Source organism: Frondihabitans sp. PhB188 (assembly GCF_003752365.1).
GTDB lineage: Bacteria > Actinomycetota > Actinomycetes > Actinomycetales > Microbacteriaceae > Frondihabitans.
Genome location: NZ_RJUO01000002.1, coordinates 171256 through 185656, shown reverse-complemented (window position 1 = coordinate 185656; position 14401 = coordinate 171256). Strand labels below are relative to the sequence as shown.

General features: G+C 71.3%; 12 protein-coding genes. 8 read left to right on the top strand and 4 right to left on the bottom strand.

What is annotated here, in order from left to right; translation table 11 throughout:
- Positions 1-145 precede the first annotated feature (145 nt).
- Positions 146-2332 carry a glycosyltransferase family 39 protein gene (locus EDF46_RS05840; RefSeq protein WP_123505356.1) on the top strand — a complete coding sequence of 729 codons (2187 nt, stop codon included), beginning with the start codon at positions 146-148 and terminating at the stop codon, positions 2330-2332.
- Positions 2333-2432: 100 nt separating this feature from the next.
- On the opposite strand, the gene EDF46_RS05835 is transcribed toward EDF46_RS05840, so the two are convergent.
- Positions 2433-3563 (bottom strand): ABC transporter permease, encoded by a 1131-nt coding sequence (locus tag EDF46_RS05835; protein ID WP_123505355.1) that lies wholly within the window; start codon positions 3561-3563, stop codon positions 2433-2435.
- A 104-nt stretch (positions 3564-3667) separates the two neighbouring features.
- On the opposite strand from EDF46_RS05835, the gene EDF46_RS05830 reads away from it, so the two are divergent.
- A complete protein-coding gene (locus EDF46_RS05830; protein WP_158614166.1) occupies positions 3668-4114 on the top strand; it encodes a MarR family winged helix-turn-helix transcriptional regulator in 447 nt (148 codons plus the stop codon).
- Positions 4115-4185: 71 nt separating this feature from the next.
- Positions 4186-4926, top strand: a complete 741-nt coding sequence (locus EDF46_RS05825; protein ID WP_123505353.1) for a Pr6Pr family membrane protein — start codon at positions 4186-4188, stop codon at positions 4924-4926.
- On the opposite strand, the gene EDF46_RS05820 is transcribed toward EDF46_RS05825, so the two are convergent.
- Positions 4866-6341, bottom strand: a complete 1476-nt coding sequence (locus EDF46_RS05820; RefSeq protein ID WP_123505352.1) for an NAD(P)/FAD-dependent oxidoreductase — start codon at positions 6339-6341, stop codon at positions 4866-4868. The two genes, EDF46_RS05825 and EDF46_RS05820, sit on opposite strands and share 61 nt — an antisense overlap.
- Before the next feature lie 76 nt (positions 6342-6417).
- Here EDF46_RS05820 and EDF46_RS05815 point away from each other — a divergent pair, with 76 nt between their 5' ends.
- From EDF46_RS05815 to EDF46_RS05790, 5 genes are all read left to right on the top strand, one after another.
- On the top strand, positions 6418-7644 hold the full coding sequence (locus tag EDF46_RS05815) for an Nramp family divalent metal transporter (protein ID WP_123505351.1): 1227 nt from the start codon (positions 6418-6420) through the stop codon (positions 7642-7644).
- 238 nt (positions 7645-7882) lie between these two features.
- Positions 7883-8374: a CarD family transcriptional regulator gene (locus EDF46_RS05810; RefSeq protein WP_123505350.1), complete on the top strand. Its 492-nt coding sequence runs from the start codon at positions 7883-7885 to the stop codon at positions 8372-8374.
- A 299-nt stretch (positions 8375-8673) separates the two neighbouring features.
- The gene (locus EDF46_RS05800; protein WP_123505349.1) at positions 8674-10179 is read left to right on the top strand and encodes an alpha-N-arabinofuranosidase; all 1506 of its coding nucleotides are present in this window, start codon (positions 8674-8676) and stop codon (positions 10177-10179) included.
- Between the two features lie 7 nt (positions 10180-10186).
- Positions 10187-11200 carry a LacI family DNA-binding transcriptional regulator gene (locus tag EDF46_RS05795; protein WP_233579898.1) on the top strand — a complete coding sequence of 338 codons (1014 nt, stop codon included), beginning with the start codon at positions 10187-10189 and terminating at the stop codon, positions 11198-11200.
- A 37-nt stretch (positions 11201-11237) separates the two neighbouring features.
- Positions 11238-12164: an aldose 1-epimerase family protein gene (locus EDF46_RS05790; protein ID WP_123505347.1), complete on the top strand. Its 927-nt coding sequence runs from the start codon at positions 11238-11240 to the stop codon at positions 12162-12164.
- 327 nt (positions 12165-12491) lie between these two features.
- On the opposite strand, the gene EDF46_RS05785 is transcribed toward EDF46_RS05790, so the two are convergent.
- Positions 12492-13337 carry a LamG domain-containing protein gene (locus EDF46_RS05785; RefSeq protein WP_123505346.1) on the bottom strand — a complete coding sequence of 282 codons (846 nt, stop codon included), beginning with the start codon at positions 13335-13337 and terminating at the stop codon, positions 12492-12494.
- On the bottom strand, positions 13334-14305 hold the full coding sequence (locus EDF46_RS05780) for a signal peptidase I (protein ID WP_123505345.1): 972 nt from the start codon (positions 14303-14305) through the stop codon (positions 13334-13336). Before EDF46_RS05780 ends, EDF46_RS05785 begins: the two co-directional genes overlap by 4 nt.
- Between the last annotated feature and the right edge of the window lie 96 nt (positions 14306-14401).

Below are 14401 nucleotides of genomic sequence, written 5' to 3'. Positions count from 1 at the left end.
CTCCTGAACGGCGACGCGCCAGTCGCCGTCTCGCAACACCGATGCGCCTGTCCGGCAACGCTGGGCAGGCGCATCGCCCGGTCATAGGAGGCGCATAGCGCCCGGAGCGATCCTCAGAGTCCACTCGACCTGAGAAGGACTCCCCATGACCGCACACGCCGGACCTATCGCCGGGCACGCCGCCCCGCGGGACCGCACGCTCGCAGCCCGGGCGCTCCTCGGCAGGAAGGCCGACCCCGTCTGGGTGCGGCCGAGCCTCTGGGCGCTCCTGATCGCGACCGCCCTCCTGTACATCGTCGGGCTCTCCGAGAGCGGAACCGCCAACAGCTTCTACGCCGCCGCGGTGCAGGCCGGCTCGAAGAGCTGGAAGGCGCTGTTCTTCGGGTCGCTCGACTCGTCGAACTTCATCACCGTCGACAAGCCGCCGGCCTCGCTCTGGGTGATGGGCATCTCGGCCCGGATCTTCGGCTTCAGCTCGTGGAGCCTCCTCGTGCCGCAGGCGCTCGAGGGCGTGGCCAGCGTCGCCCTCGTGTTCGCGATCGTGCGTCGGAGCCTCGCGACCCTCGGTCCGCGCCTGTCCGCGGCGGGGGCCCTCGTGGGCGGACTCGCACTCGCGTGCACGCCGGCCGCGGCGCTGATGTTCCGCTTCGACAACCCGGACGCCCTGCTGGTGCTCCTGATGACGCTCGCGGCCTACTTGGTCGTGCGCGCCCTGCCCCGGGCGAGCTGGAAGTGGCTGGCGGCGGCCGGACTCGTGCTCGGCTTCGCCTTCCTGACGAAGATGCTCCAGGGCCTGCTCGTGGCTCCTGCGTTTGCCGCCGTGTACCTGATGGCAGCGCCCACCCTCCTGCGGAAGCGCCTTCTCCACGTGCTCGGCGCCCTGGTCGGCGTCGTCGTCGGCGCCGGCTGGTGGGTCGCGATCGTCGCGCTCTGGCCGGCCGACTCGCGCCCCTACATCGGCGGCTCGACGAACAACTCCGTTCTGGAGCTCGCCTTCGGCTACAACGGCCTCGGCCGTTTCTTCGGCTCGGGATCAGGAAACGGGGGCGGCGGTGGCACCGGCGGCACGGCCGGCGGCTCCTTCGGCGGATCGACCGGCCTGAATCGGCTGTTCTCGAGCGAGATGGGCCTTGAGATCTCGTGGCTGCTCCCGGCGGCCCTGCTGCTTCTGGTGCTCGGCATCGTGGTCGCCGGGCGGCGCCCGCGCCTCGACCCGGTCCGGGCCGGCCTGGTGCTCTGGGGTGCCTGGCTCGTCGTGACCGGCCTCGTCTTCAGCTTCACCAGCGGCACGATCCACCCGTACTACACGGTCGCCCTGGCCCCGGCGATCGCGGGCCTGGTCGGCACCGGCGGCGCCTTGCTCTGGCGGATGCGCACCACGTGGGTCGGCCGACTCGGCCTCGCTGTCGCGGTCGCAGGAACGGGCGCGTGGTCGTTCCACCTGCTGTCCGAGAACGCCACCTGGCTGCCCTGGCTCAAGTGGGTGGTGGTCGCGGGTGCTGTCGTGTCAGGAATCGCGCTCGTCGTCGGGTCGATCGCGGCCTGGCACCGCGTGACCGTCGCAGCCGTCCTGACGGGAACGCTCTTCGCCCTCGGCGGGTCGGGCGCCTACGCCCTGGCGACGGCGTCGGTCGGCCACACCGGCTCGATCCCGAGCGTCGGATCGTCGTCCACCACCTCCGGCTTCGGCGGTGGCGGAGGTGGCGGCGGCACCGGCGGCGGGATGGGCGGCGGCACGGGCGGCGGCACCCCGCCGAGCGGCGGTGCGAGCGGCGGCGAGGCCCCGAGCGGCGGCGAGGCCCCGTCGGGCGGCTTCGGCGGCACGCCCCCGGGCGGCAGCGGCAGCACCGGCGGCGAGGCCAGCACCGGCGGCGAGGCCAGCGGCGGCAGCGGCACGACTGACGGCAGCGGCAGCGAGAGCGGCACGAGCAACGGGACGAGCGACAGCGGCACCGCCGACTCGGGAACCTCGACGCAGGGGTCCGGCAGTTCCGGCGCCGCGTCGTCGACAGCGCTCGACACGCTCCTGAAGAAGAGCACGGCGCGCTGGGCGGCGGCGATCGACAACGATCAGTCCGCGGCGACGCTCGAGCTGTCGAGCGGCCAGGCGGTCATGGCGATCGGCGGCTGGTCGGACGACCCGACGCCCACCCTCGCCGAGTTCGAGGCGTACGTGAAGTCCGGCGACATCGGCTACTACATCTCGGGCGGCAGCGGCTTGGGCGGCGGCACGGGCTCGTCGTCGTCGGCGTCGAAGATCGCGGCCTGGGTCGCGGCCAACTACACGGCGAAGACCGTGGGCGGCTACACCGTCTACGACCTCTCCAGCTGAACCCGTCACCAGCGCAGGAACTCCGCGCGGCCGAGGCGCCCGCCACCGGGTGGCGCGCTCCAGCCGGGCGGAGTTCCTGCGTCCGTGCCTCTCTCCGGGGTCAGGCGGCGACGACCTGCTCCTCCTCGCGCATGGCGACCCGCTCGTCGGCCAGGCGGGTGCGGCGCCGGCTCGCCAGGTGCGTGACCAGCGTCAGCGCGAGGCCCACGGCGGCCCAGATGCCGAGGCGCAGGACGTCCCAGCCGAACGACTGTCCTGAGAAGTACTGAAGGGTCTGGACGGCGTCGAGCCAGGCGGCGCCGTTCCAGAAGCCGTGGAGGGCGGCGAAGAAGCCGGGCATGAGCTGCACCGCGAAGATGCCGCCCGACGACGTGAAGTTGAACATGACGAAGAGCATCGTGAGCGCGGCCGTCGTCCAGTGGCGGAGCACCGGGTGCAGGCCGACGCCGATCAGGACGATCGCCGCCGAGTAGAGCCAGCCGAGCAGCCAGGTGGCCCAGACGAAGTGGCCGAGGACGCCGAAGATAGGGCCGGCGACGGTGACCGCGATGCCTGAGATGACGGCCGACATGACGCCGGCCGTGACGAGCGACCACCGGATGCCCAGGCGCGAGGCGAAGGCGGCGACGGCCGCGGCGGTGGCGTACGAGCCGACGCTGAGCCCCACGAGCAGGAAGAACAGTCCCTGGCCCGTGGAGTCGTGCTGGGCGGCGGGGACCACGTCGTCGACCGTGAACGGGAGCTTCTGCTCGTAGGCGATGGGCAGGAACACCTTCTGCGTCACCTCGGCGGTGGTCTCGGAGGTGGCGGACGAGATGAGGAGAGTCGCGGAGTCGGCCTTCGCCTCGTAGGCGGCCGTGATGGTGCGGTCGGTGATCAGGCGTCGGGCCTCCTGATCGGACGCCACGGTCCGCACGGCGAGCTGGCCGTCCGCGCCGTCGCTGAGCGTCTGCGCGAAGACCTTGGTCTCGGCGCTGGTGCCGACGACGGCGACAGGGAGGTCGTGCGGGGTGGGCTGGTGGAACGCGCCCAGGTAGGCGAGCGTCATGCCCGCGCCGAGGAAGAGCGGTACCAGGATCGCCACGCCGAACGCCTTGAAGACGGCCACGGGCGTGCCGAAGAACAGGCGGGGCCCGGGGCGGGCCGGCCTCGGCGCCTCCGGGAGGCGGTGGGAGTGGGGGTGGCCCGGGCGGAGGGCGACCTCCCGGAGGGCGTGGGTCGGTGTGGACACGGGGTCCTTTCTGCAGCGGAGGGGTGCGCCGTCGAGCGGCGAAGTCATAGTGTTGCATAATGCAACACAGGTGTAGAGTACACCCGATCGTTAAACTCGTGGGCGTGAGCACCCGACGCGAGGATCGAATGCAGGCCGTCTACACGCAGCTGCAGACCATCTCGCGCCGTGCCTCCGCTCGCAGCCGCCGCACCGCCGAGCCGCTCACTCTCGTGCAGCACACGCTTCTCAACTTCATCGACGGGACTCCCGAGTGCCGCGCGATCGACATCGCCGGCGCCATGCGGCTGAACCGCTCGACCGTCTCACGCCAGGTCGGCGACCTCCAGGCGATCGGCCTGATCGAGGTGGGTGCCGTGACCGCGGAGCAGACGTCGCGCGGGCAGCTCCTGACGCTGTCGAAGCGGGGCCGCGAACTGCTCGACCGATCGATCCGCGCCAACCACGACGAGCTCGAGCGGCGCTTGTCCGAATGGAGCGACGACGAGATCGACGACCTCGCGGCGGGCCTCGAGCGGTTCAACGCCGACGAGGAGCGCTCGCCGTCCTGAACGCCGCTCTGCGGCAATCTCGGTACTCTCGTTCGGATGCGAAGCGCGGTCGAGCAGAGGCGGGTGGTGCGGTGACAACCTCCCTCGACTTCAGAATCTCCGGGCTCCTCCGCCTGGTCGCGGCCGCCGTCGCCGTCGCTGCTCTGATCGCCAACTTCCAGTACGTCCTCGGGTTCTCGACGTTCGCGACCGTCAACTACTTCAGCTACTTCACGCAGCAGAGCGCCATGGCGAACGTCGCGGTGCTCGCCGTCTCAGGAGTCCTGACCTTCCGCGGCCGCCTCGATCCGCGCTGGTTCGCCGTCGTCCACGCGATCGTCACGACCTACGTGATCGTCTCGGGGATCGTGTTCGGCGTGATCGTCACGCAGTCGGCGGCCCACCACTACTCCCTGGCGTTCCCGACGTCGAGCCAGGTGCTGCACTTCTGGCTCTCGGGCTACGTGCTGCTCGACTGGGTGCTGGCGCCCGGCCGCACGCCGGTGCGCTGGCGCACCCTCTGGCTGGTGCTGCCGTTCCCGCTCGTCTGGGGCTTCTTCACGCTGGAGCGCGGCCGAGACGTCCGCTGGTACCCCTACTTCTTCCTCGACCCGGCGCAGGTCAGCCCCGAGCAGTTCCGGCTCTACAACGCGATCGTGCTCGTGATCTTCCTGGCGGTCGCGTCGGCGCTCATCGGCCTGAGCCACGCGCGCCCGTGGCACCTGACGAGACACCGCAGACCGGGCGCAGGAACTCCCGGCCCCGCCGCACCTCAGGGCGCGGGGGTGGCCGACGGCGTCGGGGACGCCGTCGCGGGCACGACGTCGAGGTAGGCCGCGACGTCCGACATCGCCTGTGCGACGGCGTCGCCGTCCGACAGCTTCTCGGCGGCGATCGCGTCGTCGCCCCCGATGAGCGCCACCAGGATCGGGAATCCGGTCGACGGCTCCAGGTTCAGCCAGAGGCGGTAGGTCGCCGAGTCGTCGAGGATCGCCCAGACGGTGGCATCGGTCGACCACAGGCGCTGGTCGAAGCGCAGCCAGAGGACGTCCTGGACGCCGACGCCCAGGCGGTCCATGGCATCGAGCTTGGCCACCGGCAGCTCGGGCTCGAAGACGATCTTCTTCTGCTTCAGGACGCCCAGGGGGATCGTGGAGATGACGCGATCGGCCGACAGCGACTCGCCCGTGACGAGACGGAGTCCGACCCCCTGGTTGCCGTAGTCGATCTGGGTGACGTTGCTGCCTCGGAGCACGTCGAGGTCTTCGAGGAGGGTGGCGACGTAGGCCGCGAAACCCTTCGTCACGAGCTGGGAGTCGCCCGGAGCCGACGCCTCGGCGAGCACGCGCGCCGACAGCGCGTCGGGGTCCAGGCCGAACCGGGCCGGCAGCACCTCGTCGAGCAGGAAGGCCAGACGGTCGGCGTTCGAGACGCCGCTGCCGTCGGCCGTCGCCGAGAGCTTCGACCCGGCGCGCGAGCCAGTGACGGCGGCGTCCACGGAGTACTCGGCGCTGCGGGTGTCGGCCCAGCGCGATGCCTGGGCGAGCGCCGCCTCGACGGCGGACGTCGCGGGGAAGGGCGTGGCCTTCGCGCCGGACCGGGCCGCCGGCGAGGCGCTGAACGGAACCGTGGTGACGCCGCCCGCGGTCAGGACCGCCTCGAGTTCCTGCGCCCCCTGACCCGAGAGGGTCGCGACGCCGAGCTGGGCGTCGATGGGCCACTGGTCGGACTCGTAGGAGGCGATGCGGCCGCCCACGCGGTGGCGCGCCTCGACGACGACGACGTCGAAGCCGCGGTCGGCCAGGTCGCGAGCGGCCGTGGCGCCGGCCATGCCCGCGCCGATGACGGCGATGCGCTCGCCTGCGGACGCGATGCCGGCGACCTGGCGGGCGGCGTCGAGTCCTGATTCGCGGGCGCCGGCGAGCGTGCCCGGGTAGGTCGCGGCGACGGCCTCGCCGGCGAAGAAGAGCTTGTCGTCGAGGGGGGAGGCGATGCGCCGCCGGTCGGTGTCGGTCGACGCGTCGGTCAGGACGCTTCCTGAGCCGAAGGCGTAGGGGTCGGTGCCCCAGGAGCTCCGGCGGAAGGCGCTCGGCTTCACTCCGGGCGCGCCCGTCGCCGTGGGTGTCGCGGTCGGGGCTGGAGTGCGCGTCGAGGACGGCGCCGGCGTCGGATCGGAGCACGCCGCGAGCACCAGGACCCCCGCCCCCGTCACGGAGGCGGAGAGGAAGACCCGGCGGCTGATCGACATGATGCGGCCATTGTCTCAGGAACACCTCGCGCGTCGGTGGCCTGCCCTACTCTGTGAAGTCCACCCCGGAGGCTGAATGACCATCGAAGCGACACGAGTTCCGGCGCAGCAGCGCGTCGTCGCTCTGCTCGGGCCCGCCCTGGTCGCGGGCGTCGCCTACCTCGACCCTGGCAACGTCGCCAGCAACATGACCGCGGGCGCGCTCTTCGGCTATCTGCTGGTGTGGGTCGTCATCGCGGGCAACGCCACCGCCTGGCTGATCCAGTACCTGTCGGCGAAGCTCGGCATCGCCACCGGCGCCTCGCTGCCCGAGATCCTGGGACGCCGGCTTCCCGGCGCGTGGGTGCGTCGGGCGTACTGGCTGCAGGCCGAGGTCGTCGCCATGGCGACCGACGTGGCCGAGGTGATCGGCGGGGCCATCGCGCTGGGGCTCCTGTTCGACATCCCGCTCCTGATCGGCGGGCTCCTCACCGGAATCGTCTCGCTCTGCCTGCTCCTGCTGCAGAGCCGCGGCCGGGCCCAGGTCTTCGAGCGGGTCGTCACGTCGATGGTGGTGCTGATCGCCGTGGGCTTCTGCGCCGGCCTGGTCGTCGCCCCGCCGCAGTGGGCGAGCGTCGCCGGCGGCCTCGTGCCGAGGTTCGAGGGATCGCAGTCGGTCCTGCTCGCCGTGTCGATCCTCGGCGCGACGATCATGCCGCACGCGATCTACGCGCACTCCGCCCTCGCCCGCGACCGGTTCGACGGGACGCTCGTCACGAAGCCGCGCCTGCTGCGTGCGACGAAGATCGACGTGACGATCGCGCTCGTCGTCGCCGGCACGGTCAACGTCGCGATCCTGCTCGTGGCCGCCGGCACCCTGCGCGGGGTGGCCGGCACCGACACGCTCGAGGGCGCGTACCAGGCGCTCCTGGCCAACCTCGGACCGGTCGTCGCGACGCTCTTCGCCATCGGGCTGCTCGCCTCCGGGCTGGCATCGACGTCGGTGGGTGCCTTCGCGGGCTCGGAGATCATGCACGGGCTCCTGCACGTGCGGGTGCCGATCCTCTACCGCCGAGTCGTCACTCTCCTGCCCGCGCTGGCCCTCCTGGCGTTCGGCGTCGACCCGACCTGGGCGCTCGTCATCAGCCAGGTCGTGCTCTCGTTCGGAATCCCGTTCGCAATCGTGCCGCTGGTGATCTTCACGGCGTCGAAGGCGATCATGGGCGACCTCGCGAACCGGTGGTGGACGTCGGCAATGGCCGCTGTGGCCGCGGTCGCGCTCATCGGCCTGAACGTCGTGCTGCTGGTGCTCGTCCTGGGCTGACGGGCGAGGCCGGGCGAGCCCGATGCGGCAGGTGGCTGGCGCGTTCGGGTGCGGCTGCCGAGAGGCGTTTCGCCGTCGGCGCACGGGTGGCCAGAACCGCGGCATCATACAACCCCTGAATCGGGTAGAATAGTAAGACTGCCGAGATGATGCCCGGCATTGGTCCGCACTCTCGACGAGAAGTGCCATCGGCCTAAAGCCGCTTCACGATACGTAAAGAGAACAGAGGCACGACTAGATGATTTTCGAAGTAGGGGAGACCGTCGTGTACCCCCACCACGGCGCCGCCACGATCACCGCGGTGAAGACCCGCACCATCAAGGGCGCTGAGAAGAAATACATCACCCTGAACGTCCACGCCAGCGATCTGATGATCGAGCTCCCGGTCGACAACGTCGATCTGGTCGGCGTCCGCGACGTCATCGACGCCAAGGGCGTCGAGGCGGTGTTCGACGTGCTTCGCAGCGACCACGTCGAAGAGCCCGGCAACTGGTCGCGCCGCTTCAAGGCCAACACCGAGAAGATGGGCAGCGGCAGCGTCTACAGCGTCAGCGAGGTCGTCCGCGACCTGTGGCGCCGCGACCAGGACAGCGGCGTCTCGGCCGGCGAGAAGCGCATGCTCCTCAAGGCCCGTCAGGTGCTCATCTCCGAGCTGGCGCTCGCGCAGAAGTCCACCGACGAGGAGGCGTCCGCGCTCCTCGACGAGGTGCTCGCGACCGTCACGGTCTGACACCCCCGCACGATCCGCACGAAGGCAGGCCCCGCGGGGCCTGCCTTCGTCGTTTCGGCGGGGTGGCATGTCGTTCGTACCCGTCGAATCGGCACGGCCCCTCCGGTGCGACGGCGGGGGTGTGCCGCTTCGGCGGGGCTGAGCGCGCGGCGGCGGGCGGGGCCGGCGGGGCCGGCGGGGCTGAGCGCGCGGCGGCGGCGGGCGGGGCGGCGGGGCCGAGTTCCTGCGCCCCCTTGACTCGGTAGTACATCGTTGTAGAAGATAGCCGTTACAACGATGTAACCCCTAGGAGAGATCACATGCCGCACGCCCGCCTCGCCCTCGACCCGTCTTTCGTGGTCGCGCCTGTCTCGCGCAACACCTTCGGCACCTTCGTCGAGCACCTCGGCCGCTGCGTCTACGGCGGCATCCACGACCCGGGCCACCCGACGGCCGACGCCGACGGCTTCCGCGGCGACGTCATCGACTTCGTTCGCGAGCTCGGCATCTCGACCGTGCGCTACCCCGGCGGCAACTTCGTCTCGGGCTACCGCTGGGAAGACGGAATCGGCCCCGTCGCCGACCGCCCGGTGCGCAAGGACCTCGCCTGGCACTCCACCGAGCCGAACCTCGTCGGCGTCGACGAGTTCATGCGCTGGGCCAAGAAGGCCGGCGTCGAGCCGATGATGGCCGTCAACCTCGGGACGCGCGGCGTTCAGGACGCCGTCGACCTTCTCGACTACACGAACGGCGCCGGCGGCTCGTTCCACTCCGACCTCCGCAGGAAGAACGGCTCGGCCGACCCCTACGACGTCAAGTTCTGGTGCCTCGGCAACGAGATGGACGGCCCGTGGCAGATCGGCCACAAGACGGCGAAGGAGTACGGCCGCCTCGCCTCCGAGACGGCGCGCGCGATGCGCCTCGTCGACCCCGACCTCACGCTGGTGGCCTGCGGCAGCTCCGGCGCCGAGATGCCGACCTTCGGCACCTGGGAGCGCGAGGTGCTCGAGGAGACGTACGACGAGGTCGACCTGATCTCGATGCACGCCTACTACTGGGAGAAGGACGGCGACCTCGGCAGCTTCCTCGCCTCGGGCGTCGGCATGGACCACTTCATCGACGACGTCGTCGCCAGCGTCGACCACACCCGAGCCGCCATGAAGCGGAAGAAGCGCATCAACATCTCGTTCGACGAGTGGAACGTCTGGTACCTCGACGGCGAGGCGAGCAAGAACCCGACCGACTGGCCGGTCGCGCCCGTGCTGTTGGAAGACCAGTACAGCGTCGCGGACGCCGTCGTCGTCGGCGGGCTCCTGATCTCGCTGCTCAGGCACTCCGACCGCGTCGTGAGCGCCAGCCTCGCTCAGCTCGTCAACGTCATCGCCCCGATCATGACCGAGACCGGCGGCCGCAGCTGGAAGCAGACGACCTTCCACCCGTTCGCCCAGGCATCGGCCCACGCGCGCGGCGACGTCCTGCGCGTCGAGCTGCAGTCGCCCGAGGTCGAGACCGCCAAGTTCGGCGAGGTCCCGACGCTCGACGCGGTCGCGACGCACGACCCCGAGTCGGGAGACGTGGCGGTCTTCGCCATCAACCGCTCGCTCACCGAGTCGCTGACCGTCGCCGTCGACACCCGTGCGTTCGGCTCGGTCCGCCTCGTCGAGGCGACGACGCTGCACAACCCCGACCCGTACCTCACGGTCACCGTCGACACGTCCGACAGTGTCGCCCCGGTCGCGAACGGCGACGCGAGCTGGGACGGCAGCGTCCTGAGCGTCGTGCTCCCGCCCCTGAGCTGGAACGTGGTGCGCCTGGCGAAGGCCTAGCAGACCCGTGCCCGCCACCATGCGAGACGTCGCCGTCCGGGCCGGCGTCTCGGTCAAGACAGTGTCGAACTTCTTCACCGGCTATCCGTACATGCGTCCTGAGACGCGTGCGCGGATCGAGTCCGCCGTGGCCGAGCTCGGCTACCGCGTCAACCTGTCGGCGCGGCGTCTCCGCACCCGCCGAACGGGGATGATCTCGCTCATCGTGCCCGAGCTCGACCAGGCCTACTTCGCCGAGCTGGCGCAGGAGGTGATCGACGCGGCCGCCGTGCACGACCTGACGGTGCTCGTCGAGACGACCGGCGGCGACCGCGTGCGGGAGCTCGCGGCGCTGACCGGCGACCAGCGTCAGCTGGTCGACGGCGCGATCGTCGACCCCCTCGCGCTCGGGCCGGACGACCTTCCTGAGCCCGGTGCCGGGCTGCCGCTCGTGGTGATCGGCGAACGGCAGTTCGAGGGGCTGGCCGACCATGTCCTGATCGCCGACCACGAGGTCGCCCGGGCTGCCGCCGAGCACCTGATCTCGATCGGGCGGCGCCGGATCCTGGTGCTGGGTGCAAGCGGCATCGCGACGCACACCGCGACACTGCGGCGCGAGGGCGTCGAGGCCGCCCTCGCCGCCGCGGGGCTGCCGGCCGATCAGGAGCTCCTGCGCGAGGTGCCGGCGTGGAGTCGCGACGCCGGCGCGGCTGCGACGGCTGCCGCGCTCGACTCCGGGCTCGCCTTCGACGCCGTGCTCGGGTTCAACGACGCACTCGCGCTGGGGGCGCTGTACGCGGTCCTGCGACGGGGGCTGCCAGTTCCTGCGCACGTGGCGGTCATGGGGATCGACGACACTGCCGATGCCCGTTTCGCGCACCCCGACCTGACCACCATGTCGCCCGGCCGCGCCCAGATCGCGCGCACCGCCGTCGACCTGCTCGTGGCCCGCATCGCCGACCCGGCGCCGGAATCAGGATTCGTGTCGGTCGTCGCCGACCACGAGCTGATCGTCCGGGCCTCGACGGCACCGATAGCCTGATCTCCGCACCCACTCCGATCCAGAACGGCACCATTCGATGACGAACCCCACACCCCTTTCCGGAGCCCAGGTCGTGCTGACCCACGGCGCGTACTCCGCCACGATCGCCAGCGTCGGAGCCACCCTCCGCGAGCTGACCGTCGACGGCCGCCATCTCGTCGTGCCGTTCGACGCCGACGAGGTGCGGCCCGCGTACCGCGGCGCGATCCTGGCGCCCTGGCCGAACCGCGTCGTCGACGGCGTCTACGCGTTCGACGGCGTCTCGTACCAGCTGCCGCTCACCGAGCCGAAGCGCGGGCACGCCCTGCACGGGCTCCTGGTCTGGACCCGCTTCGAGATCATCGAGGCCACCGATCGCGAGGCCGTCTTCGAGGCCGAGGTCGTGCCGAGCGACGGCTACCCGTTCCCACTGCGGGTTCAGGTCGCCTACGCTCTCGGCGACGACGGCCTCTCGACGACCGTCACGGCTGTCAACGCAGGAACGTCGGCCGCCCCGTACGGCACCGCGCCGCACCCGTACCTGATCGCCGGCCCGGGACACGTCGACGACTGGACGCTCGAGCTCCCGGCGGCGACCGTGCTCGAGGTGACGCCCGACCGGCTGGTCCCGACTGAGACGCGCGGCGTGGCCGATCACCCCGAGTTCGATTTCCGCAAGGCCCGGGCGATCGACGACGTCTTCATCGACCACGCCTTCACCGACCTTGCGCGCGACGCGACCGGCACGGCGGCCGTGCGGGTGCGCGCAGCCGACGGAACCGGCGTCGAGATGGCGTGGGGAACCGAGCTGCCCTGGGTTCAGGTGCACACGGCCGATCGTGACGACGCTCCTGAGATCTCGCGCATCGGCCTCGCTGTCGAGCCGATGACCTGCCCGCCGGACGCATTCACGTCGGGCACCGACCTCGTGCGGCTGGAGCCGGGCGCGACGCACACCGCGTCGTGGCGGATCGCGGCGCTGTAGGGGCTGGCCCGGGCGCGCCCAGAACGCCTGAGTCGCGGCGCGGCCGCCGGCGCGAGCGCGCCGAGAGTGCGCTCGCTGTCGCTGGCGGGCGGATGGGCGACAACGAGTGCACTCTCGACGGCGAGAACGCGCGGGCGCCGTGGGGGAGTGGGCGCCGTCGGGTGCGTATGGCCGCCGGTCCCGGGCGGGCCGCTCGCGGCGGGTGGTCGCGCGCGCGTCAGGAGTTCTGGCCACGCGGGCGCAGGAACGCGGGGCGGCTGGCCCGGGCGCGCCCAGAACGCCTGAGTCGCGGCGCGGCCGCCGGCGCCGACCCCGCGCACTCCCGCGCTAGCGGCCCGCGTTCCAGTGCTGCGCGACCTGCGCCGGCGTGAGAACGGCCGTGTAGACGCTGGCGAAGCGGAGGCTCCCGGTGAAGAAGCCGTTCGCCGCGGCGTTCGGCCAGCCGGAGAGCGAGTCGTAGCCGATGCGCCAGTAGCCCGTGAAGTTCTGGGCGACCGTGTAGGTCGAGTTGGAGGCGACGAGCGTCCCGTCGAGGTAGAGGCTCATGCCGGCGGCGGTGGAGAAGGTTCCGACGGCCTGGTGCCAGGCGCCGTCGTTCACGGCCGCGGTCGACGTGATCGTCTTCGTGGCCCCGTTGTAGGTGCCGAAGACGAGCTTGCCGGTCGTGTCGACGTAGAGGTGGCGGTCGTACGAGCCCGAGGCGCCGGTCTGAGACGAGCCGAAGCCGATCAGCTTGCCGCCGGCCGTCGTCGTCTTGAACCAGATCTCCTCGCTGAAGGTCTGCGGGTTCGCGAACGACGTCGCCGTCGAGACGTAGCTGGTCGACCCGTTCAGGACGTACGCGCCGCCGGTGTCGCGCGAGCAGGCCTGCGGGGTGGACGTCGAGGTGGTCATGCTGCCGCGGTAGGTGCCGGGGTAGGCGCCGGAGTCGGTGTCGGTCGCCGTCGTGGCGTTCGACGCCTCGTTCAGCGGGAGGACGAAGAGGGCGGGAGCGCTGTCGTTGGCGAGGGCTCCGGCGCAGGTGAAGAAGGGGGCGGTGGCCGCGGTGTCGGTGCTGTTCTTGACGGAGGCGATGAAGCCGGCGCTCGAGCCGGGCACGAGGGCGGCGCTGAGGGCGAGCGTGGCAGCGGCGAGGGCGCCGACGATCGCGGCGACGCGGAAGGGGGTGGTCACGCGACGTCTCCTGAGCGGTCGGCGGAAGAGGCCAGGGCAGCAGCAGCCGCAGCCGCCTCCCCGTCTTCGACCCGCTCCGACGGCAGCCCCACGACGAACGTGAACAGCATCGGGATCGCGCAGATGACTCCGAACAGGATCCACTCGGGCAGGGTCAGATGCAGCTGGCTCGACACGCTGTAGTGGGCGAGGTCGGTGATGTGGCGGACGGTGAGGGTCCCGACCTCTCCGGCGTGGAGGTCCACGCTGGTGCCGCCCTTGGCGGTGGCGGTGATCGGCAGGATCCCGGTCGACACGATCTGAGCGCTCACGCCGCCGGTCTTCGTGGCGGCGGTGGTCAGGACGACCAGGCCGACGAACGGCTTGAGCACGTAGACGGTCAGCGAGGCGAGCATCGAGAAGCCCAGGATGCGGAACGACATGCGACGAGCGGGGTTCGCGATCAGGCGGGTCGCGATCAGGACGAAGGCGGCTCCGACCAGGAGGATCGGCAGGGCGCGGACGAGCCAGCCGGCCATCGGGAGGATCGTGGTGGTCTTGCCGACGAGGTCGGCCTGGTGCAGACGCCACGGGTCCGTCGCGCCGTTGATGTCGCCGCGGGTCGAGATCCCGTCGGCGTCGATGGCCACGATGCGGTGCGTGAAGACCTCGCCGGTCTCGGTCGGCGGGTGGAACGTCAGGACGTCGCCCGTGTGCAGATCGGCGACCTCGACGGGGGTGGTGAGGACGAGGGTCCCGACGGGGGCGGCCGTGCCCATCGAGGGCGTCTGGACGATGAACCAGCGCCCGCCCTGAGCGTGGAACATCAGGGCGAGGACGACCAGGACGGCCGCGGCCGCGGCCCCGAGCCAGATCAGGACGGTCTGGCTCTTCTGGCGGCCGTTCTGCCGCGGACGCGGACGGGCCCCGGTCGGAAGGTCAGCGTCGACGGTGCGAGAGGCGGTGAGGCTCTCTGTCACGTTCGTCATGGTCTGACTTTCCGGCCGGGGCCTGGGTGCCCTGCAAAGGGGCGTGGGAGCCCGGGAGGGCTGCTGGGATGGCGGGGTGCGGTGCTGCTGGGATGG